The organism is Achromobacter sp. 1011791174 (genome assembly GCF_059760925.1).
Genome location: NZ_JCBANH010000086.1, coordinates 1 through 20,316 on the forward strand (window position 1 = coordinate 1; position 20,316 = coordinate 20,316).

Genomic DNA, 20,316 nt, shown 5'->3' on the forward strand with positions numbered 1-20,316 from the left:
GCGGCGATCCGTTGCCGGATGGCCGCCGCGACGCTTTCCGGCCTTGCGTTTTTCACCTCCCGCAGCCGCGCTTCAGGGATACTCCCGATGGCGCCGTGATTCGATGCATCCATAATGTGCATCAAATTTTGGCGCCAAAAATGCATGAGCGGCGCCGCAAGCCCCGGAGCCCCACATGTCTCGTCCTTCCCTTTCCCGAACGCTCGCGCTCAGCCTCGCCCTGGCCTGGGCGGGCGCCGCCCAGGCGGCCGTGCTGACCATCGCGCAGCCGGCCGACATCCGCTCCATCAATCCGGGCGTGAACCGCGACAACACCACCGATGGCGTGGTGCTGCACATGGTGGAGGGCCTGGTCGGCTATCGCGAGGATGGCACCGTGGCGCCGCTGCTGGCGCAATCGGTGAGCATGTCGGACGACGGGCTGACCTATACCTTCACGCTGCGCGAGGGGGTGAAGTTCCATAATGGCGCCACGCTGAGTTCCGCCGACGTGCTGTGGAACTGGCAGCGCTACATGGATCCCAGGAGCGACTGGCGTTGCCGCAGCGATTTCGACGGTCGCAACGGCCTGAAGGTGACCGACGTGTCCGCGCCCGACGCGCGCACCGTGGTCATGAAGATCAGCCACCGATCCGCCGTGTTCCTGGATTCGCTGGCGCGCACCGATTGCGGCATGACCGCCATCGTGCACAAGGATTCGGTGGGCGCCGATGGCAATTGGGACAAGCCCATCGGCACCGGCCCCTATCAGTTCAAGGAATGGAAGCGCGGCGAATACGTGCTGCTCACGGCCTTCAAGGATTATGCGCAGCCTCCCGGGGCCGGCGACAAGCCGGACGGCTACGTGGGCGCCAAGCGCGCGCTGGCCGACGAGGTCAGGTTCCTGGTGGTGCCGGACGCGTCCAGCTCCAAGGCGGGGCTGGTGTCCGGCGCCATCGACGCCAGCCAGATCACCAATACCGACGTGGCCGAACTCAAGGGCAATCCCGCCGTGGCCGTCATGACCCCGCACGACGCCACCAAGCACACGCTGCTGTTCCAGACGCAGGATCCGGTGCTCAAGAACGTCAAGCTGCGCCAGGCCATCGCCGCCGCGCTGGATATTCCGCAGGTCGTGGCGGCGGCGTCGGAAGGGCTGGGCGAGCTGAACAACTCCGCCGTCCACACCGGCTCGGCCTACTACAAGGAGGCCGAGAAGCGCGCCTACCGCCATGATCCGGCGCGGGCGCAGCAACTGCTGAAGGAAGCGGGCTACAAGGGCGAGCCCATCGTCATCTACGCCAACAAGCGTGCCCATGTGCCGAGCTACCAGGTCGCCGTGATGGCGCAGGCCATGATGCAGGCCGTGGGCATCAACGCCCGCATCGAAGTGCTGGAGTGGGCCACGCAGCTGGACCGCTACAACACCGGCAAGTACCAGATCAGCTCCTTCACGTTCTCCTCGCGCATCGATCCCGCGCTGAGCTTCGAACAGTTCTCCGGCGACAAGACGGCGCAACCGCGCAAGGTCTGGGACGATCCGCAGGCGCAGAAGCTGATCGACGAGAGCTTCCTGGAATCCGATCCGGCCAGGCGTCAGGCCCTTTTCGACCAGCTGCATGCGCTGATGCTGGAGCAGACGCCGCTGCTGGTGCTCTACAACGGCGCCGATGCCTGGGCCACTGGCAAGCGCGTGCAAGGCTTCTCGGTCTGGGAGGGCAAGCCGCGCGCCTGGGGCACGTCGATCAAGCCTTGAGCGCGACACGGTGGTCGGCCGCCATGCCGGCCGCCGGCTTGCGGCAGGACGCAGCCCGTCCTCACTGACGCCGGGCGTGGCGGGGCTCCGCCGGAAAGCCATGAGCGCGCGCCGCGCCGGCCAGCAGCAGCGCGGCGATCGCCAGCCCCAGCGCGGCCCAGGGCAGGGCGTCGGCGCCGCAGGCGTCCAGCAACAGGCCGCCGACGATGCCGCCGCCCGCGATGGCCACGTTCCAGACCGTGGCCAGGATCGATTGCGCCACGTCGGCACCGGGGCCGGCCGCCTCGGCCGAGGCCGTCTGCAGCAGGGTCGGCGAACCGCCGAACGCCACGCCCCAGGCCGCCACTGCCACATACACCGCTGGCGCATGCGTGCCCGCAAGTCCCAGCGCCAGCACGGCCAGCGCGAAACCGGCCAGGCTCAGCAGCACCAGCGCGCGCAGCCGGCGGTCGATCAGCATCCCGCTGATCCACACGCCGGCCAGCGAGGCCAGGCCGAACGTCAGCAACACCCGATCCGTCTGTCCCGACAGGCCGGCCGGGCCGAGCAGGGGCGCGACATAGGTGTAGAGAATGCTGTGCGCCAGCACCCACAGCACCAGCACGGCCAGCACCGGGCGCAGGCCGGGGCTGCGCAGCACCAGGCCGACGCCCTGCCGTTTGCCGGCCGGCTGTCCCGCGAAATCGGGCACCTTCGCCAGGATCCAGGCCATGACCGCCAGTGTCAGCAGCGAGATCGCGCCGAATGCGCTGCGCCAGCCGAGCGCATCGCCCAGCAGCGTGCCCAGCGGCACGCCCAGCGACAGGGCGATGGGCGCGCCCACGCCGGCGACGGCCAGCGCGCGGCCCTTGAGCGGATCGGCCACCAGCCGGCGCGCATAGCCGGCCAGCATGCCCCAGATCAGGCCGCCCGCCATGCCGGCCAGGAAACGCGCGGCCAGGGCCGCGATGTAGCTGTCGGTCAGCGCCGTCAGCGTGTTGAAGATCAGGATCGCGGCCAGCGCCGCGAGCAGCAGCGGGCGGCGACGCCAGCCCTGCGTGGCTGTCGTCAGCGGCACGGCGGCGGCCACCGAGCCGATGGCGTACAGCGTCACGAACTGGCCCGCCAGCGTTTCCGATATGCCCATGCCCGCGCTGATGCGCAGCAACATGCCGGCGGGCAGGGTCTCGGTCAGCAGGGCCAGGAAGCCGGTCATCGCCAGCGCCAGCAGCGCGGCCAGCGGCAGCTTGTCCGCCTCGGGATGCGCGGCGGTCCGCGCTGTCATCGTCGTCATGTTCTCGTCCTTTCATCGGGGGCAGGCGTGCCGGAAGGCGGCAGGCCCATCGCTGGGACGCAGTGTGGAGGAAGCCCGATAAATGAAAAACAGGCTAAAGTTTCAAACACTCATGACTCTGTAGTCATGAATGGGGCGGGCAAGCATGGACAACATCAGCGCGCTGCACGTGTTCGTCCGTGCCGCGGATGCGCGCAGCTTCACGGCGGCGGGGCAGCAACTGGGCATTTCGGCATCAGCCGTCAGCAAGGCCATCGTGCGGCTGGAAGAACGGCTGGGCGTGCGCCTGTTCCACCGCTCCACCCGCACGATCAATCCGACGCCGGAAGGCGCGCTGTTCCTGGAGCGCTGCCGCCGCATCCTGCACGAAATGGAGGCCGCCGAGGCGGAGCTGCTGCAGACCCGCAGCGAGCCGCGCGGCAAGCTGCGCATCAGCCTGCCGTCGGTGGGCACGCTCTTCATGCCCAAGCTGGGGGAGTTCAAGCGCAGCCATCCGGGCATCGAGCTGGACATCGATTACTCGGACCGGCTGGTGGACGTGATCGAAGAGGGTTTCGACGCCGTCATCCGCAGCGGCGAGCCCGGCGATTCGCGCCTGACGGCCAGGCGGCTGGGCGCCTGTCGCAAGGTGATCGTGGGCGCGCCCGCCTATTTCGAGGCGGCGGGCTGGCCGCGCGAGCCCCAGGACCTGACGCGTCATGCCTGCCTGCTGTACCGCTTTCCCAGCACCGGCAAGCTGGATGTCTGGCCGCTGGGCCGCGCGCCGGACGAGCCGGCGCTGGAACTGCCCGCCAGCATGGTGACCAATACGCTGGACCCGCAGGTCTGCTTCGCCGAGCAGGGCCTGGGCATCGCCTGCGTGCCCGAGATCGCCGTGCGCGAGCAACTGCGGCAGGGCAGGCTGGTCACGGTGCTGGACGACTACAACAAGCGCGAGATGGTCTTTCACGTGCTGTGGCCGTCCAGCCGGCAGCTGTCGCCCAAGATCCGGGCCTTCGTGGACTTCGTCGCGGCGGAGCTGTTCGCCGACTGAGCGGCGCGCTAGGAGCCGCTGCGTTCCACTTCCCAGGCGCGCGGCTTCTTCACCGCCCAGGGCCGGTAGCCCTTGATGTCGCTGCGAAATGCGCCGATGTCCAGGCCGTTGTACAGCGGAATCGAGGGCGCGTCGGCCAGGAACAGGCGGTGCAGCTGATCGAAGATCGCCTGCCGCTTGCCGTGGTCGGTCTCCGCCGAGGCGGCCTCGATCAGCCTGGCGGCCTCGGGGTTGTCCCAGACCTTGCGCGGCTGCTTGGCCTTGTCGCCGGTCACCATCTCGTAGTTCAGCGCGGCGTCGAGCCGGGCCGAGTAGGGGAAGGTCATCAGCTGGTAGTTGCCGGCGTTGTAGCGGTCCAGCTGGGCGGCCCATTCCAGCACCGACAGCCTGGCGTTGAATCCGGCCGCCTGCAGCATGGCCTGCACGATGACGGCCGAGTTGTAGGACTGCGGATAGCGTTTGGTCGTCAGGATGGTCAGCTCCTGGCCCTTGTAGCCGGCATCGCGCGCCAGCCTGGCGGCCAGCGCGGGATCGTATTGCCAGCCTTGGCGCTGCGCCGCGCCGTGATAGGACGACACCAGGGGCACGATCGAATTATTGGGCTGGGCCAGGCCTTCGGTCACGGCGGCGGCCAGCTGCGCGTAATCGATGGCGTGCGCCAGCGCCTGCCGCAGGCGCGGATCGGCCAGCAGGGGATCGCGGGTCTGCATCAGCAGCGCCGTCATGCTCATCACGGGCGCGTAGGCGACGCGCACATTGGGATCCTGCCGCAGCACCGGCACGTCGCTGTTGGACAGGTCCTCGATGATGTCGATGTCGCCGCGCTGCAGGGCGGCCTTGGCGGTGGAATCGTCCGGCACGATCACGAAGCGCGCTTCGTCGACCAGCGGTCTTTTGGAACCCGTATAGCCGTCGGGCTTGCCGTCGCGGTTGGCGTAGCCGGCGTAGCGCGCCAGACGGATGTACTCGCCGCGTTTCCATTCGGTCAGCATGAAGGGGCCGGTGCCGATGGGCTTGTCCCAGGCGCCGTCCGGCTTGACCGAGTCCCGGTGCACGATGCCCGTGCCGCCGCAGTCGGTGCGCGCCAGCGTGGCCAGGAACAGGCTGCTGGGGCGCTCCAGCCTGTACACCACCGTGCGCGGATCCGGCGCCTGCACCGACAGCACCTTGACCGCGCCGCGGCCGTCGAATTCGCTGGCGCAGCGCCAGCCGGTGGCGGGCGCGGTGTCGCGCTGCCAGGACCAGAGCACGTCGGCGGACGTCAGCGGCGCGCCGTTGTGGAACCGGATGCCGTCGCGCAGCGTGAAGGTGTAGGTCGTGCCGTCGGGGCTGATGTCCACTGACTGCGCCAGCAGGGGGCGGACCTCGGCGTCCTCGCCGTAGGCCACCAGGCCTTCGACGATGTGCAGCACGACCGCGTCGCTGTTGCTGTCGCGGTTGACGCCGGGCTCGGTGGAGCGGATATCGGCGGTGAGCGAGATGCGCAGCGGCGCGGCGGCCTGGGCCGTGCCGGCCAGGGCCAGCGAGGCCGCCAGCGCGGCGCTGGACAGGATGGTCTTCATGGGCGGGTTTCCGGTGGTGGCCGCGTTCAGGCGGCGGGCAGCAGCTGGGGTTCGTCCTGCAGGCTGTAGCGCGTGAAGACGCGGTTCAGCGCGGGCAGCGGGGCCACCTCCATCAGTCCGGCGGCGGGTTCCATCACCACCATCGCCACCGTGGCCGACAGATTGTCGTGGCTGCCGGGGCGCGGCGGGCGGCACACGGAATACGGCGCGCCGAAGTCGTCGAACAGCGCGCGCTTGAGATCTTCGCGCGTCAGCGTGGCCGCCTCGTTCAGCAGCCGGCGCACGCGCCAGTCGCGGTAGGCGCTTTCGGGCGTGCTGGCGCGGCCGGTGTCGCGCAGCTTGCCCAGGGCGACTTCGCTGACCCAGTGGTTGGCATGGACGATCAGGTCGTCCGCGCCGGGATAGATCGGGAAGGCCTCGTCGGTGGTGCATTCGTAGTCCACGCCGAAACCGGCGGCCATGCCCAGCATGATGTTGTTGGAGCAGGATTTCGGCGTGGTGCTGACCGCCTTGATGGCCAGCGCGAAATGCTCCTGTTCCAGCACCTTGCGGCGGATCAGCGACAGCGGCACGCCGAGCTGCTGGAAGTCGCGGTCCGATTCCAGGTAGTTGGCGGTGATGGAGATGCCGGCGCCGTTCAGGCCGCTGCGCGCCAGGCCGCCGGCCTCGACGAAGGTGAGAATGTCCGGGCCGTTGTCGTTGCGCACGCGCAGCACGATCGCGGTGTCGGCGCATTCGGCGCGCCAGTCCCAGTTCTGGCCGTGGATCAGCCGGCCGTTGGCCGAGCGCGAGGGCAGGATCAGCGCGCCGGTGCAGCCGTCGCCCGGCTCCAGCTCGGCCGCTTTTTTCTTTTCGGCGCGGGCCTTGGCGATCACTTCGGTGCGCGCGTTGATCATGACCACGTCTTCGAACGTCACGCCGGCGCCGGCGGCGATGCCGCGCATTTCCTCCAGGTAGTGCGGCGCGAATTGCTCGATCTCGCGCGCGAAGCCCTGGATCAGCCGGCCGCGCGCCATGGCGTCGTAGCCCAGCGAGACCAGGGTCTGGCCGTACATGGCAGCGCTCTTGCGGACGCGGTCCGCCGCCTGCTGTCCATAGGAAAGGCCGCGCGCCTCGGGCGCGCCCGATACGGATACGAAGGGGAACTGCGTGATCTGGGTCATGGGCGTGGGGCGGCGTCGGGCGCCGCGAAGCTTGGGGAAACGGATGGGTTTTGGCAAAAATATAAATCTATTTTGGCGCCAAAAATACCAGGGGTTTACCCAAGTTGGCGGCGCGCCGCGTCGCGCCGCCAACGGAAACTACCAGCGATAGCTGACGTTCAGCATGCCGCCGTAGCCACGCTGGCCGCCGCTGCCGAGCTGGCCGATGGCCTGGGCCGAGACCTGCACATTGCGTCCGATCTGCCCTTGCGCGCCGAGCTTGAGTTCGAGCGCGTTGCGAGACGGGGCCGTGTCCAGCGTGTTGGCGCCCATGCGCACGGACGGGGTGCCGGGCGAGTGGACCCAGTTGGCTTCCAGGAACGGCCGGATCTTCGGTTGCGGCGCATCGGGCGCGGCCTTGGGATAGATGCGCACGCCGGCGCGGGTGGTGACGGCGTTGCGCTTGCCGCTTTGCATGCGCGTGCCCTGCAGCGTGGCGTCCTGGGCCTTGTAGTGGTTGTAGAGCAGTTGGGCCTTGGGCTCCACCACGAGATCGGCCAGCGCCGATCCGGCGACGAAGGGCCGCAAGGCGTAGCCGGTTTCCAGCGAGGCGGACCAGACGTCGGCGTCGTAGCGCACGGCGCCCAGGTCGCTGCTGATGCGGTTGTCGTAGCGGCCGTATTGCAGCCAGGCGTCGGCGTAGGCACCCAGGCGGGTGGCGTCGTTGGCGTAGGCGGTGGCGTATAGGCCGACCGAGTAGCCGGAGACCTTGCCGCGTGCGCGGGTCTGAACGGTCTGGCCGGAGCCAGGCAGGCGCAGCGTGGCGTCCGAGCGCGTGCGGGCATCGCCGTAGCCGGCCATCAGGCCGGCTTGCAGCGTGCCGGCGCTGCCCAGGCGGGTGCGCAATACGTCGCCGCCGATCTGGAGCAAGGTGCTGTCGGTGTCGACCTCGACCTTGCCCTCGGCCATGCGCAGGCCGCCGTCGTGGCGGCCCAGGACGCGGGTCCAGAGGCGGCCGCCGTCGCCGCCAGCGTCGGGGACGGCGACGCGGTCGCGCAGGCCGTGCGAGAACAGGTTCATGGCGGCGCGCTGGTTGCCGGCGTAGGCGCCGGTTTCCGGCGACACGTTCCTGAAACCGGACGGATCGACTTCCGGCGGCGCGACCGGGTCGGTGGGCGTGACGGGGCCGGTCGGATCGGTGGGGCCGGTCGGATCAGTCGGGTCTATGGGGTCGAGGGGATCGGTCGGCCCCGGCGGCGTGGTGGGGTCGGTGTATTCCGAGGTCAGGTACCAGTCGTCGGCCACGCCACCGTTGCCGCCGCGCACCAGGCTGTAGTCATAGCCGTTGAGGGCGACGGTGCCGATGCTGGCGCGGTAGCCGGTGGAGCCTGCGTCCAGGTGGAAGGCGTCGCTGGCGGTGACGCCGCCGTTGATGGTTTCCACCACGCGGATGCCCAGCGTGGTCTGGCCGCCGACGCCGCCGGCGTTGATGACGCGCAATCCCGTATTGCCGGTGGCCGCGCCGCCATCGATCACGAGCCGGTCGGTGGGCGAGTTGTCGTCGCCGAGCCGGGTGTTGATCGACAGCGTGCCGCCGCCTTCGTAGTTCTCGACCGTCAGGGTCTTGAACGCGCCGGAGCTTGGCGACGCGAAGGCCACGGTGCCGCCGTTCTTGAGCGTGCCCAAGGTGGAGTCGCCGCGCACGTTCCAGGTGCTGCTGCCGTCCAGCGCGAGGCTGTTGACGCGTCCGTTTCCGCGCTGCCAGACGGCGCCGGTGAGCGTGGAGCCGTTCGTGAGATCCATGTCCAGCGCGCCGCTTTCGATCAACACATCGCCGGTCAGCGCCGAGGCGCTGGCGTCAAGGAGGATCTGGCCGGTTTCGACCGTGGTGGTGACGCCGCCGGACGTCACATCGATGGAGCGCGCGTATAGCAGCATGCCATCGTCAGTGCTGCCGTCCCTGCGCGCCGTGATGTCGGCGCGGTCCAGCGTGATCCGGTGGCTGCCGCCGCTCACCAGCAGGCCCACCGCGTCTTGCGTGTCGATGCGCGAGCCATTGCCCAGGCTCAGCGTGTTGTTGACGCTGGCGGCGGTTCCATAGGTCCAGATGCCGCGTGCGTCGGCGCCGGCGGTCTCGATGCGGGTGCTGTCCAGCGAGACGGCCGTGTTGTTGCTCATGGCCAGGCCGTGGGCGCTGTTGCCTTGTGTCGTGATGGCGGTGCCCCATGTCCGGATGCCGCTGCCGCCGCCGCTGGCGAACAGGCCATGCGCGGTCGTGCCGGAAGTGTCGATGGTCGAGTCGCGCAGCACGATGTTCGCGCCGCGCAGGCGGGCCAGGGCGCCTACGGCAAGGTCGCCGTGGGTCCGGATCGTGGTGTTGCTCGCCTCGATGGTGCCGCCGCTGCCTTCGTCTATCGACATGTACAGTGCGTGGCCGTTCTTGCCCTGCGTGGTGATGGCGCTGTCCGTCAGGACGACGTTGCCGGCGCGGCTGTCGATGCCGATGAGTCCGGATTCCAGCGTGAGCCGGTTGGCGGTCAGCTGGTTGCCGAGCGCGGGCATCCAGATGCCGGTGCTGTACGCGCCGACGGACTTGAGGATGACGTTGTCCAGGGTGGCGGACGTATTCTCGGCGTTGATGTTGATGCCTATGCCGGTTTCGGTGCGCAGCGATGCGTCGCGGATGGTGGCGTTGGCGTTGCCGTTCGAACCCAGGTAGACCGCGCCACCCTGGGACGATACCGAGCCGCCGGTCATGGTCAGCGTGCCGCCGCTGACGGTGATGCCCACCGCCTGCTTCGTGCTTACGTCGGTGTTGTCGAGCGTGACGACGCTGTCGGCATTGAAGATTTCGATGCCCGTGCCGCCGCCCAGGCTCGAGATCTTGCTGTCGGTCAGCTCGACGCGCGCGCCCTGGTAGACCTGGACTCCGGTGGAGATCCAGGAGGTGTCCGCGGACGAGATCGTCGTGCCATCTACTTTGACGAGCGTGCCCGCGCCGGACGCGTCGATGCCATTCGCGCCAATGCCCGCTGTTTCGATGCTGCCGCCTTGCAGCGTGACCTGCGCGCCGGATTCGGCCTTAAGGCCGTGCGAATGGTTCCCGATAGTGCTCAACGTGGTGTCGAAGGCGCTGATGGAACTGCCCGCGCCCGTGACCGACAGCGCATGGGAGTTCTGGCCCGCTCCCACGCTCGAGACGCTGCTGTCGGTCAACGTGGCCGCGCCGCCCGCGCTGACGCGCAGGCCGACGCTGGACTTGTTCGTGGTGTTGGGGTCGCCCGCGGTGATGACGGCCCGGTCCGCGTTCAGGCTGTTGCCCGCGATGGAAATGTCGATCGCCGCGCCGGCGCCGGCATGGGTGACGGTATCGCCCGGATTCAGGACGATGGTGGTGGCGCCCGCGGGGTCGTTGACGGTGATCTGTCCGTGTTCGACAGCCAGGACCACGCTGGGCAGGGTGACGAGCAGCCCCGCCATGATCGGATTGATACGAAACGGCATGTAGGGATTCCTTGTCCCATTGGGGAAGGAACGCCAGCGCAGCAGGGACGCGATTGCCTATGCCGATATGACCTTGAATTCCTTCAGGAATGGGAAGCGCATGTGGTGGAGCGATTCATGATGGACGGGGCAAGGGGGGAGATATATGAGACGATTCTCAAAGAGCTAGTACTATTGCTTCATAGTGATCAGTGTGGGTTCTATCTAAATTCAGATAAGCAGTCCCAGGCCGATACAGAACATCGCCACGGCCACCAGCAGGTCCAGTAGCCGCCAGGCCTTCGGTTGCGCGAAGAGAGGCCGCAGCAGGCGCGCGCCATAGCCCAGTGTGAAGAAGAACAGGAACGAGGCCGAGATGGCGCCCAGGGCGAAGGCGGTTTTCTGCCCTTCGTATTGGCTGGAAATCGAACCCAGCAGCACCACGGTATCCAGATAGACGTGCGGATTGAGCCAGGTGAAGGCCAGGCAGGTGGCGAGCGTGGTCCAGAGGCCCGCCGCCTGATTCTCGGACGGCGTCAGGCTGTCGTGATGGCTGCGCAGCGCGGCGCGCAGGCTGCGGGCGGCATACAGGAACAGGAACGCGGCGCCGCCGTAACGCATCGCGGTTTCCAGCCACGGCAGCGCCGCGACCGCCGCGCCGAAGCCCGCGATGCCGGCGGCGATCAGGATCGCGTCGGACAAGGCGCAGGTCAGGCTCACGGCGAACACGTACTGCTGGCGCAGTCCCTGGCGCAGCACGAAGGCGTTCTGCGCGCCGATGGCCAGGATCAGGCTCAGGCCAAGCAGGAAGCCGGGAAGAAAAGCGTGGGTCATATCGCACCTGTGGGAAAGGGCGACAGACTATCGATGCGAGATGGATTAGAAAATCTAAATATCCTAATCCATGATTAGCGTGGCTTACTTGTCGGAGCGATGGGACGCGTGGCGGCGCGGGCACGGCTTGCGGCCCAAGTGAAACGCCCCGCGCTTGCGCGGCGTCGCGCAGGTCGGGGCGAGCGAATCAGGAGAGGAAAGGAGGGCCGGGCATGCATCGTGCCCGGCGCGGGGCGTGAAGCCGCTCAGGCGTGTCCGTCGGCGGCCCGAAGCATGCCGTAGAGCTTGTCCTTCAGTTGCAGCTTTTCCTTCTTGAGCACTTCCACGTCGTTGCCGGACGCCGGGACGATGCCGGCCTCCATGTTCTGGATCTGCTGGTCCAGCGCATTGTGCCGCTGGAACAGCGCCGAGAAATGGGCGTTCTCGGATTTCAGCTGGGTAATGAGTTGACGGTATTCAGGGAACATATGACGGCCTCTCTGCTGGGTCCGGGTCAGGGAAAAACGCGAGCCCCCAGGAGGGCGCGCGAGAGCTTTGGAAGTGTCCGTTCCATGACAGCGCAACCGGCAATCCTTGTCAATCTTGCGGGTATCCGCCAGTTTTATCGGACTTGACCCGCCGCAAGCCGGCGCTTGATCGGGCTGGGGGGCAGATATGCACGCGTATTCTCACGTTTGCTTACATTGACTGGCGGTCCCGGCGATACACTCGCAGCCCCGTGGAGTCGTCATCGGAATGAAATGAAACAGCGCGCGCCCATCTATCGCCAGATCTGGGAATTGTTCAGGCAGGACGGGCACATCCGTCCCGGCACCGGCATGATCAGCGGCGTGATCGCGCTGTTCCTGGCGATCCTGGCGGTGCTGGGCGTGCTGGCGTTTCATTTCCCGGCCTATCTCACCACGCCCGAGCTGCGCGCCTTCTATTCTGTGGACGCGATGCGCGCGCTGCTGTTCGGCGCGCTGCTGGTCTCTGGCACCATCGCGCTGGCCAATATCGTTCTCGGCCGCCAGCGCTGGCTCAACATCGCCGCCTTCGCCCTGGTATGCGGCGCCGTGGCCGCCGGCGGCAGCCAGGTCGTGGTGACCACCTCCAACACCGGCCACCATCCCTACCTGGGCCTGGACTGGTTCATCCTGGACCTGCTGGCCTCCAGCACCGTCTTCATCATCTTCGAGAAGCTGTTCCCGCTGTATGACGGCCAGCCCGTGTTCCGCACGGAATGGCAGGTGGACATGAAGCACTTCCTGTTCAACCACCTGTCGGTCGGCGCGGTGCTGCTGTGCATCAACTTCTTCGTGCACCGGCTGTTCTCCTGGGCCGCGTATGAGCCGCTGCAGCAGGCCATCGCCGGCCTGCCCTACGCGCTGGAGCTGTTCCTGGCGGTGCTGGTGGCGGACCTGGTGCAGTACGCGGCGCACCGGGCCTATCACGAGGTGCCGTTCCTGTGGCGCATCCATGCGGTGCACCACAGCACCCGCACACTGGACTGGCTGGCCGGATCGCGGCTGCACATCGTCGAGTTGCTGATCACGCGCGTGGCGGTGCTGGGCGTGCTGTTCGCGCTGGGCTTTTCCAAGCCGGTGCTGGATGCCTACATCATCATCGTCGGTTTCCAGGCGGTGCTCATCCACTCCAACGTCAAGCTGCCCTGGGGCTGGCTGCGCTACATCATCGTGACGCCGGACTTCCACCACTGGCATCACTCGTCGGACACCGAGGCCATCGACCGCAACTACGCGGCGCACCTGTCCTTCATCGACTACCTGTTCGGCACCGCCGTGCGCGGCGTGAGCCGGCGCCTGCCGGAGAACTACGGCATCCTGGACAACGACATGCCGGGCACGTTCCTGGCGCAGCAGGCCTATCCCTTCCGCAAGAAATAGGCCCGGCCGCGCCGCCGGGATGCGGGCTCAGCGCTGGGAATCCAGCGCCTCGTTGTTGCGCGCCACGTCCTGCGCCTTGGCGTGGCTTTCGATCAGCAGCTGGTAGGCGGGGAAGATCCGGGTATAGACCTGCGCCCACTGGGCCGCGTCCTCGCGATTCCAGGTGCGTTGCAGTTCCGAGGCCACGGCGGCCGTGTCCATCGGCACCACGCCGGCCTGCACGATGCGCGCCAGCGTGATCTCCTGCGCCATCTTGCTGTAGGTGCCCGAGGCGTCCACCACGGCGAACACGCGGTAGCCATCGGCGACCGCGCTGATCGACGGAAAGGCCATGCAGACGCTGGTGATGGTGCCGGCGATGATCAGGGTCTTGCGGCCCGTGGCCTTGACCGCCGCGACGAATTCCGGGTTGTCCCAGGCATTGATCTCGCCCCGGCGCGCGACGTATTGCGCGTGGGGCGCGTTGTCGTGGATCTCTGGAATCAATGGGCCGTTCGGGCCTTGCGGCACCGAGGCCGTGGTGATGACGGGCATCTTGCTCAGCGTGGCCATGCTGGCCAGGGCGGCGGCGCGGGCGCGCAGCTCGGGCATGGGCATGTCGCCCACGGTCTGGAACAGGCCGCTCTGGTGGTCGATGAGCAGCATGGCGGCGTCGTCGGGATCGATCACGGGGCGCTGGCCGTTGAAGTTGGCGGGGGTGGTCATGGCGGACTCCGAAAAGAAGAATGAGGCTTCATCCTAGAATCCGGCCCGCCGCCGCGGTAGCCGTCGAAAACCGGCCGCAGCGTCCTATCCGCAGGACGCTGTCCGGGCCCGAGGCCCGGATCTGGACAGACCCGGCAGTCCGCGACAGGCAGGCAAGCCCACTGCCGGGCTAGGGGCGTTCGCCCAGCTCCCGGCATTCCTCGCGTTCGCGCCGGGCCAGCTTCTGGTATTCGGCGCCCATGAAATCCAGCAGCTCGCGCACGCCGGGCAAGAGACCCCGGCGTGACGGAAACACGGCATGCACGCTGCCCGGCTCGGGCGCCCAGGGCCGGCCCACGTCGATCAGCCGGCCGTCCGCCAGTTCCTCGCGGATCATCAGCAGGGGCAGCGCCGCCACGCCCACGCCCTGCACGGCGGCCTGTTTCAACGCCATCATGTCGTCGGTCACCAGGCGGGGGGAGAAGGGCACGCTCAGGCGGGCGCCGTCCGGCCCGTCCAGCTTCCAGTGGCTTTCGCGTCCGTCGATGCCCAGCGCCAGCGTCGGCAGCTGGCCGAGCGCGCTCGGGTCGGCGGGCTGCGCCACGGCGCGCGCCAGCGCAGGCGCGGCGACCAGGCGCTGGCCGCTGATGCCCAGCGGCTTCATGACCAGGTCGCTGCTTTCGATGGGTCCGAAGCGTACCCGCACGGCCAGGTCGTAGCCCTCGCGCAGCACGTCCACCGGACGGCTGAAGCTCTTCAGGTAGACCTGCACCTTCGGGCACTTGACCATGAAGCGCGCGATCAGCTCGCCCAGGAAATAGTGGATCAGCGCCGGCGGCGCGCTCAGGCGGATGGTGCCTTGCGGCTCGGCGTGGGTGCGGTCGATGACTTCCTGGGCGGCCTCGGCGCCGGCCAGCATGGACAGGCACTGCTCGTAGTATTCCTGGCCGAGTTCCGTGACCGCGAAGCTGCGGGTCGAGCGCTGGATCAGGCGCACGCCCAGCCTTTCCTCCAGCAGCGCGATGCGCCGGCTCAGTCGCGACTTGGGTATGCCCAGCGCCCGGCCGGCGGGCGCGAAGCCGCCGTTCCGGACGACCTGCACGAAGTAATAGAGGTCGTTCAAGTCGTGCATGGGTTTTCCTGCCGTTCTGAAAATGGGACAACGGTCCGGCAAGCATATACCCAGGCCAGGGGCGGGCGCCCGTCCCGCCGGAGGGGCGGGGTCAGACGCTGGCGCGCGCGTGGATGCGCAGCGGCATCACTTGGTGAGGATGGGCCGGCATGCCGCCGCCCAGGCGCTGCAGCAGCATTTCGCCGGCGCGCCGGCCCAGGCCCAGGCTGTCCACGCCGATGGTGGTCAGCCCGGGCTGGATCTCGCCGGCGATATCGGTTTCGCCAAAGCCCAGCACGGCCAGATCGCGCGGCACGGCCAGCTTGCGGTCGCGCGCTTCGAACATGGCGCCGACGGCCAGCAGGTCGTTGGCGCAGAACACGGCGTCGAACTTGCCGCCTTGCGACAGCAGCCGGGCCAGCGCGGCCCGGCCATCGGCGATGGTCTGCGGATTGTCCACGGCCAGTTCGGCGACGACCTCCAGCCCGCGCTGCGCGGCCGCGGCCGCGAAGCCCTGGCGGCGCAATTCGCCGCGGCCGCCGTGGCGGGCCATGAAGGCCACGCGTCGGTAGCCGCGCTCGGCCAGATGGCTGGCCGCCATGAAGCCGGCGTCGTAGTTGGACAGTCCGACCAGCATGTCGATGGGATCGCGCGGATAGGCCCAGGTTTCCATGATGGGAATGCCGAGTTCGCGCAGCGACTGCCGGTTCTCTTCCAGCTCGATGACGCCGGTGAACAGCACGGCCGCCGGCCGTAGCGCGCGCAGCGAGGCGATCATGCTGGTCTCCTTGGCGTAGGAGTACGAGGTCTGTCCCACCATCAGCTGATAGCCCTGCGGTTCCAGCACCTCGGCGCAGCCCTGCACGGCCAGCGCGAACTGCTGGCTGAAAATGTTGGAGACGAAGGCGGCCACCACGCTGGACTGGCCCGAGCGCAGCGCCCGCGCGTGCGGGTTGGAGGCGTAGCCGGTTTGCGCCACCACCTGCAGAATGCGTTCGCGCTTGTCCTTGGCGACCTTCTCGGGCTGGCGCAGCGCGCGCGACACCGTGATCGGCGACACGCCCGCCAGCCTGGCCACTTCCTCGATGCGCGGCGGCTTGGCCGGCGGCAGCGCGCGCGGCGCCGGCGGCGGCGCGTCGGGGCGCAGGCGCAGGACGTCGTCGTGGGTGGGGGCGGAGGAGGGCGCGTGCCGGTCGCTCATGCTGGTGGGAGTCGTGTGGGTCGGGGCCGGAGTCAGGCGGCCGCCAGGATATCAGCTTGCTCGACCGGGCGCGCCACCTGGATCAGGCAGTCGCCGGCTTCGCTGTCGGTGTGCAGCCGCCGGGATATGACGATACCCGATACCCCGAAACGCAGGGCTTCCTCGGGCGCGTCCAGGCGATTCAAGTCGTGATAGTAGCCCGCCAGATCGCCCGCGCTGACCTGGGCGCCGATGTCCACGGCGGGCTCGAACCAGCCTCGACGCGTGGCGAAGATGGCCTGGGCGTGGCTGTCCAGGGCCAGCAGCTGCATGCCGCCGGCGGCCGGCGCGTGTGGTCCCAGCACCGGGGCGTCGATTACGCCCAGCGCCAGCAGCAGTTGGTCGATGGCGCGCTGGGTCGCGGCCAGCGTGGCCGGCGTCAACGTGCCGCCGCCGCCGAATTCGCCACTGATGCCGATGGCGCCCGCGCGGGCGGCGGCCGCCATCGAGGTGGGCGCGTCGCGCCCGTTGGTGGCGATGAAGGCGTGGTCCATGCCCAGGCTGGCCAGCAGCGCCAGCGCCTGGTCCATGCGCGCCGGGTCCGCCTGTTTTTCGATCAGCGCGGTGGGCAGGTGCGCCATCGACGTGCCGCCGGAGTGGATGTCGAAGACCACGTCGTGGCGCGGAAACAGCTCATGCTCCAGGAAATGCGCCAGCCGCTCGGTGGGCGTGCCGCCGGGCGAGCCCGGGAAGGCGCGGTTCAGGTTGCCGTTGTCCAGCGGCGAGCGGCGCCGCGCCGCCATCACGGCCGGCACGTTGGCCATGGGCAGGATCGTGATCTCGCCGCGCACGCGGGCCGGGTCCAGGCGGCGGATCAGGCGACCCAGCGCGATCTCGCCTTCGTACTCGTCGCCGTGGTTGCCGGCCATGAGCAGCACGCGCGGCCCCTGGCCATTGCGGATGCGGCAGACCGGGGTCTTGATCTGGTAATAGGGGGAACGGTCCACCGAATACGGCGTGCCCAGGAAGCTGAGCGTCTTGCCGTCGGCGTCGAAATCGATCTCGTGAAACAGGCCGGTGTGCATAGGGGGCTGCTGCGCCGCCGGGCGGCGCGTGGGAGTGGAGGGGCGCGGCGCTCAGCGCAGCGCGGCGATGGCGGTCATTTCCACGCGCAGGTCGGGATCGGCCAGGCGGGCCTCGACGCAGGCGCGCGCCGGCGGGTTGGCCGGGTCCACCCAGGCGTCGTAGACGCGGTTCATGGCGTCGAAATCGCCGATTGCCGGCAGGAACACGTCCACCGCCAGCAGGCGGGACTTGTCGCTGCCGGCCTCGGCCAGCAGCGCCTCGATCTTGGCCAGCACCTCGCGGGTCTGCGATTCCAGCGTGCCCTGGCGGTTGTCGGCGACCTGGCCGGCGATGAAGACGAAGCCGTTGTACGTCACGGCCTGGCTCATGCGCGAGCCGGATTTGTAGCGTTTGATCATGATGGATTCTCGTGTCTGGATTCGGGGGCGCTCACATCTGCGGCAGCGTCTGGGCTTCCTTGAACCACTTGGTCTGCAACGCGGGCAGCTTGCCGTTCAGGCGGTTGTAGAAGAGGAAGGTGTTGATCCAGTTCAGCAGGTTCTGCTGCCCTTGCTGGACCGCCGCGTGGGCGGGCGACTGGCGGATCAGGAACTTGAGCTGCGGCGCCTTGGCGGGGTTGTCGTCGGCGACCTTGAGCGCGATGGCGCTGTTCTCGGCGAAGGACTCGGACTGGCCCGCCAGATAGGCGGCGACCGCCGAGGGCGTGTCCTCGAAGCGCACCAGGCGGGCGCCGGGCGCGTTGTCGGTCAGCCAGATGTCCAGCGTCGAACCCTTGGCCACCGCGATGCTGCGGTCCTTCAGCTCTTCGACTGTCTTGGCTTGCGGCATGGCGTCGCCGCCGTACACGCCCAGGTTCACGGCCGCGTAGGGCTGCGAGAACATGACCTGCTGCGCCCGCTCGGGCGTGGCGCCGGCGGCGGCGATCAGCACGTCGACCTTGCCGGCCAGCAGGCTGGGGATGCGGCTGGCGCCGGTGACCTGCACCAGCTCCAGCTTCACGCCCATGTCGGCCGCCATCAGCCGGGCCAGATCGATGTCCAGGCCGGCCGCTTCGCCCTTGGCGTCCTTGAAGCCCCAGGGCGCGGCGTCCATCAGCACGCCCACGCGCAGCTTGCCCGCGCCCAGCACGTCCTGCAGTTTGTCGGCGGCCGACGCGGGCGCGGCCAGGGAAAGGCAGAAGGCGGCCGCGGCGGCCAGTCTTGCGTACAGTTTCATGCGATGTCTCCGGGAGGGAATGGCGTGGTGTTGCTTTCAGTGGACGGCGGACGCGGCCGTGCCGATGAACTGGCGCAGCTCGGGCGTGCGGGGATGGGCGAACAGCTCGGCGGGCGGGCCTTGCTCCCAGACGCGGCCCTGGTGCATGAACACGACCTTGGACGCGACGTTGCGCGCGAAGGCCATCTCGTGCGTGACCAGCACCATCGTCATGCCCTGGCGCGCCATGTCTTCCATGACCTTGAGCACTTCGCCCACCAGCTCGGGGTCCAGCGCCGACGTGACTTCGTCGAACAGCATCAGCGCCGGCGCCATCGCCAGGCAGCGGGCGATGGCCACGCGCTGCTGCTGGCCGCCCGACAGCAGGGCGGGCCAGGCGTCGATTTTCTCGGCCAGTCCGACGCGGCGCAGCACGTCCAGCGCCAGCTCGCGGCCCTGCGGCTTGCTGATGCGGCCGTTCAGCACGGGCGCCAGCGTGATGTTGCGTTCCACGTTCAGGTGCGGAAACAGGTTGAACTGCTGGAACACGATGCCCACGCGCTGGCGGAATTGCCGCAGCCCGGGCATGGCGGCGTGGACGTGTTCGCCGCCGACGCGGATCTCGCCGTCGTCCACGTTCTCCAGCGCGTTCAGGCAGCGCAGCAGCGTGGACTTGCCCGAGCCGGAGCGGCCGATGATGGTGACGATCTCGCCCTCGTCGATGTCGAGCGACACGCCATTGAGCACGTGGTTGGCGCCGAAGCGCTTGTGAATGTTGCGGACTTCAACGAGCGCCATGCAGGCGGTCCTCCAGGTTACGCGCCCACATCGTCAGGGGCAGGCACGCCGCGAAGTACAGCAGCGCGACGCATGAATAGACCAGCAGCGGCTGGAAGGTGGCGGCGCTGGCGATCTGGCCGGCGCGCGCGAGTTCGACGAAGCCCACCACCGAGGCCAGCGAGGTGCCCTTGATCAGCTGCACCAGGAAGCCCACCGTGGGCGGCAGCGACAGGCGCAGCGCCTGCGGCGCGATCACATGGCGGAACTGATGCCACTTCGACAGGCCCAGGCAGGCGGCGGCTTCCCATTGCTCGTGCTTGACGGCCTGGATGCCGCCGTGCCAGATCTGGCCCAGGAAGGCCGCCGCGTAGATGATGAAGGCCACGCTGACCGCCGCGATCGCGGGGACTTCGACGCCAAGGAACACCGGCATGCCGAAGTAGAAGAACATCAGCAGGCCCAGCAGCGGCACGCCCTGGACCAGCTGTTGCAGCGCCGCCGCCAGCCAGCGCAGCGGCGCCAGGCGGTGGCCGCGCAGGAGCGCCAGCCCCAGGCCCAGCGGCGCGCCCACGGCCAGCGCGATGCACACCAGCGCCACGGTCCATTGCATGGCGGCGAACAGCGAGGCGAAGTCCGCCCAGGAGAACGTTCTCATCTTTTTCTCCTAGCGCCGGACCGGCCAGGTGAAGACGCGGCTCGCGGCTAGCGCCAGGATGGCCTTGACGATCAGCACCAGCCCGAAATAGAGGGCGCAGATCACCGCGTAGACCTCGAAGCTGCGGTAGGTGCGGCTTTCGATGAAGCTGCCGGCGTGGAACAGATCCTCGGCCGAAACCTGCGAGGCCAGCGAGGTGCCCAGCAGCAGGATCACCAGCTGGCTGCCCAGCGCCGGGTAGACGTTGCGCAGCGCCGGCGCCAGCACGATGTGGCGGTAGACCTGCCAGCTGCTCAGGCCCAGGCAGTGGCCCGCCTCGATCTGGCTGCGCGGAATCGAGTCCAGCCCGGCGCGCAGGATTTCGGTCGCATAGGCGCCGAAGTACAGACTGAGCGCCACGGCCGCCGCCGCGAAGGGCGGCAGCTTCAGGCCCAGGCCCGGCAGGATGAAGAAGACCACGAACAGCTGGATCAGCGAGGGTGTATTGCGGAACACTTCCACATAGGCGCGCAGCGCCAACTTCGCCGGACGCGGACCGTGTCGCGACAGCAGCGCGCCCGCCAGGCCGATCGCCAGCCCGGCCAGCACGGCGATCGCCGTCAGCTCAAGCGTGACTTGCAAGCCCTGCCAGAGCTGTTCGCGATAGCGCCAGATCTGTTGGAAATTCAGCTGCTGCAT

18 protein-coding genes are annotated in these 20,316 nt (G+C 68.5%); 3 read left to right on the plus strand and 15 right to left on the minus strand.

The genetic code is table 11. The annotated features are described in order from the left end of the window. The first annotated feature begins 175 nt into the window (after positions 1-175). Complete coding sequence (locus AC6LJ5_RS23595) at positions 176-1,735, plus strand: ABC transporter substrate-binding protein (RefSeq protein ID WP_498141770.1); 1,560 nt, start codon at positions 176-178, stop codon at positions 1,733-1,735. Between the two features lie 61 nt (positions 1,736-1,796). Here AC6LJ5_RS23595 and AC6LJ5_RS23600 read toward each other — a convergent pair whose 3' ends face one another. Then, on the minus strand, positions 1,797-3,008 hold the full coding sequence (locus AC6LJ5_RS23600) for an MFS transporter (RefSeq protein ID WP_498141771.1): 1,212 nt from the start codon (positions 3,006-3,008) through the stop codon (positions 1,797-1,799). A gap of 145 nt (positions 3,009-3,153) precedes the next feature. Here AC6LJ5_RS23600 and AC6LJ5_RS23605 point away from each other — a divergent pair, with 145 nt between their 5' ends. After that, on the plus strand, positions 3,154-4,041 hold the full coding sequence (locus AC6LJ5_RS23605) for a LysR family transcriptional regulator (RefSeq protein WP_498141772.1): 888 nt from the start codon (positions 3,154-3,156) through the stop codon (positions 4,039-4,041). A gap of 8 nt (positions 4,042-4,049) precedes the next feature. Here AC6LJ5_RS23605 and AC6LJ5_RS23610 read toward each other — a convergent pair whose 3' ends face one another. The 5 genes from AC6LJ5_RS23610 to AC6LJ5_RS23630 all read right to left on the minus strand — a co-directional run bounded on the left by AC6LJ5_RS23610 (position 4,050) and on the right by AC6LJ5_RS23630 (position 11,529). Then, positions 4,050-5,603, minus strand: a complete 1,554-nt coding sequence (locus tag AC6LJ5_RS23610; RefSeq protein ID WP_103275706.1) for an ABC transporter substrate-binding protein — start codon at positions 5,601-5,603, stop codon at positions 4,050-4,052. 26 nt (positions 5,604-5,629) lie between these two features. Continuing rightward, the gene (locus AC6LJ5_RS23615; protein WP_103275705.1) at positions 5,630-6,766 is read right to left on the minus strand and encodes a C45 family autoproteolytic acyltransferase/hydrolase; all 1,137 of its coding nucleotides are present in this window, start codon (positions 6,764-6,766) and stop codon (positions 5,630-5,632) included. 138 nt (positions 6,767-6,904) lie between these two features. Then, positions 6,905-10,249, minus strand: coding sequence for an autotransporter family protein (locus AC6LJ5_RS23620; protein WP_498141773.1), 3,345 nt, complete (start codon positions 10,247-10,249; stop codon positions 6,905-6,907). Positions 10,250-10,459: 210 nt separating this feature from the next. Continuing rightward, entirely contained in the window at positions 10,460-11,062 is a 603-nt protein-coding gene (locus tag AC6LJ5_RS23625) for a LysE/ArgO family amino acid transporter (RefSeq protein ID WP_498141774.1), read from the minus strand. Positions 11,063-11,307: 245 nt separating this feature from the next. Then, positions 11,308-11,529, minus strand: coding sequence for an HP1242/YdcH family protein (locus AC6LJ5_RS23630; protein ID WP_103275702.1), 222 nt, complete (start codon positions 11,527-11,529; stop codon positions 11,308-11,310). A gap of 273 nt (positions 11,530-11,802) precedes the next feature. Between AC6LJ5_RS23630 and AC6LJ5_RS23635 the strand changes: the two genes are divergently transcribed. After that, positions 11,803-12,948 (plus strand): sterol desaturase family protein, encoded by a 1,146-nt coding sequence (locus AC6LJ5_RS23635; RefSeq protein WP_498141775.1) that lies wholly within the window; start codon positions 11,803-11,805, stop codon positions 12,946-12,948. Positions 12,949-12,975: 27 nt separating this feature from the next. Here AC6LJ5_RS23635 and AC6LJ5_RS23640 read toward each other — a convergent pair whose 3' ends face one another. The 9 genes from AC6LJ5_RS23640 to AC6LJ5_RS23680 form a co-directional block, all read right to left on the minus strand. Continuing rightward, positions 12,976-13,653 (minus strand): isochorismatase family protein, encoded by a 678-nt coding sequence (locus AC6LJ5_RS23640; RefSeq protein WP_103275700.1) that lies wholly within the window; start codon positions 13,651-13,653, stop codon positions 12,976-12,978. 169 nt (positions 13,654-13,822) lie between these two features. After that, complete coding sequence (locus tag AC6LJ5_RS23645; protein ID WP_103275699.1) at positions 13,823-14,764, minus strand: LysR substrate-binding domain-containing protein; 942 nt, start codon at positions 14,762-14,764, stop codon at positions 13,823-13,825. Between the two features lie 91 nt (positions 14,765-14,855). After that, positions 14,856-15,944, minus strand: coding sequence for a LacI family DNA-binding transcriptional regulator (locus AC6LJ5_RS23650; RefSeq protein ID WP_498141776.1), 1,089 nt, complete (start codon positions 15,942-15,944; stop codon positions 14,856-14,858). 32 nt (positions 15,945-15,976) lie between these two features. Further along, on the minus strand, positions 15,977-17,008 hold the full coding sequence (locus AC6LJ5_RS23655) for a M14 family metallopeptidase (protein ID WP_498141777.1): 1,032 nt from the start codon (positions 17,006-17,008) through the stop codon (positions 15,977-15,979). 51 nt (positions 17,009-17,059) lie between these two features. Then, on the minus strand, positions 17,060-17,407 hold the full coding sequence (locus AC6LJ5_RS23660) for a RidA family protein (RefSeq protein WP_103275696.1): 348 nt from the start codon (positions 17,405-17,407) through the stop codon (positions 17,060-17,062). 31 nt (positions 17,408-17,438) lie between these two features. Further along, positions 17,439-18,224, minus strand: a complete 786-nt coding sequence (locus AC6LJ5_RS23665; RefSeq protein ID WP_103275695.1) for a transporter substrate-binding domain-containing protein — start codon at positions 18,222-18,224, stop codon at positions 17,439-17,441. 36 nt (positions 18,225-18,260) lie between these two features. Then, entirely contained in the window at positions 18,261-19,001 is a 741-nt protein-coding gene (locus tag AC6LJ5_RS23670; protein ID WP_103275694.1) for an amino acid ABC transporter ATP-binding protein, read from the minus strand. Next, complete coding sequence (locus tag AC6LJ5_RS23675; protein ID WP_103275693.1) at positions 18,988-19,638, minus strand: amino acid ABC transporter permease; 651 nt, start codon at positions 19,636-19,638, stop codon at positions 18,988-18,990. The genes AC6LJ5_RS23670 and AC6LJ5_RS23675 overlap by 14 nt, the downstream gene beginning before the upstream one ends. A gap of 9 nt (positions 19,639-19,647) precedes the next feature. After that, positions 19,648-20,316, minus strand: a complete 669-nt coding sequence (locus tag AC6LJ5_RS23680) for an amino acid ABC transporter permease (RefSeq protein WP_103275692.1) — start codon at positions 20,314-20,316, stop codon at positions 19,648-19,650.

Coding starts and splice junctions, on each gene's coding strand:
- AC6LJ5_RS23595 (WP_498141770.1), top strand. CDS start 176: ATGTCTCGTCCTTCCCTTTCCCGAACGCTCGCGCTCAGCCTCGCCCTG.
- AC6LJ5_RS23600 (WP_498141771.1), bottom strand. CDS start 3,008: ATGACGACGATGACAGCGCGGACCGCCGCGCATCCCGAGGCGGACAAG.
- AC6LJ5_RS23605 (WP_498141772.1), top strand. CDS start 3,154: ATGGACAACATCAGCGCGCTGCACGTGTTCGTCCGTGCCGCGGATGCG.
- AC6LJ5_RS23610 (WP_103275706.1), bottom strand. CDS start 5,603: ATGAAGACCATCCTGTCCAGCGCCGCGCTGGCGGCCTCGCTGGCCCTG.
- AC6LJ5_RS23615 (WP_103275705.1), bottom strand. CDS start 6,766: ATGACCCAGATCACGCAGTTCCCCTTCGTATCCGTATCGGGCGCGCCC.
- AC6LJ5_RS23620 (WP_498141773.1), bottom strand. CDS start 10,249: ATGCCGTTTCGTATCAATCCGATCATGGCGGGGCTGCTCGTCACCCTG.
- AC6LJ5_RS23625 (WP_498141774.1), bottom strand. CDS start 11,062: ATGACCCACGCTTTTCTTCCCGGCTTCCTGCTTGGCCTGAGCCTGATC.
- AC6LJ5_RS23630 (WP_103275702.1), bottom strand. CDS start 11,529: ATGTTCCCTGAATACCGTCAACTCATTACCCAGCTGAAATCCGAGAAC.
- AC6LJ5_RS23635 (WP_498141775.1), top strand. CDS start 11,803: ATGAAACAGCGCGCGCCCATCTATCGCCAGATCTGGGAATTGTTCAGG.
- AC6LJ5_RS23640 (WP_103275700.1), bottom strand. CDS start 13,653: ATGACCACCCCCGCCAACTTCAACGGCCAGCGCCCCGTGATCGATCCC.
- AC6LJ5_RS23645 (WP_103275699.1), bottom strand. CDS start 14,764: ATGCACGACTTGAACGACCTCTATTACTTCGTGCAGGTCGTCCGGAAC.
- AC6LJ5_RS23650 (WP_498141776.1), bottom strand. CDS start 15,944: ATGAGCGACCGGCACGCGCCCTCCTCCGCCCCCACCCACGACGACGTC.
- AC6LJ5_RS23655 (WP_498141777.1), bottom strand. CDS start 17,008: ATGCACACCGGCCTGTTTCACGAGATCGATTTCGACGCCGACGGCAAG.
- AC6LJ5_RS23660 (WP_103275696.1), bottom strand. CDS start 17,407: ATGATCAAACGCTACAAATCCGGCTCGCGCATGAGCCAGGCCGTGACG.
- AC6LJ5_RS23665 (WP_103275695.1), bottom strand. CDS start 18,224: ATGAAACTGTACGCAAGACTGGCCGCCGCGGCCGCCTTCTGCCTTTCC.
- AC6LJ5_RS23670 (WP_103275694.1), bottom strand. CDS start 19,001: ATGGCGCTCGTTGAAGTCCGCAACATTCACAAGCGCTTCGGCGCCAAC.
- AC6LJ5_RS23675 (WP_103275693.1), bottom strand. CDS start 19,638: ATGAGAACGTTCTCCTGGGCGGACTTCGCCTCGCTGTTCGCCGCCATG.
- AC6LJ5_RS23680 (WP_103275692.1), bottom strand. CDS start 20,316: ATGCAGCAGCTGAATTTCCAACAGATCTGGCGCTATCGCGAACAGCTC.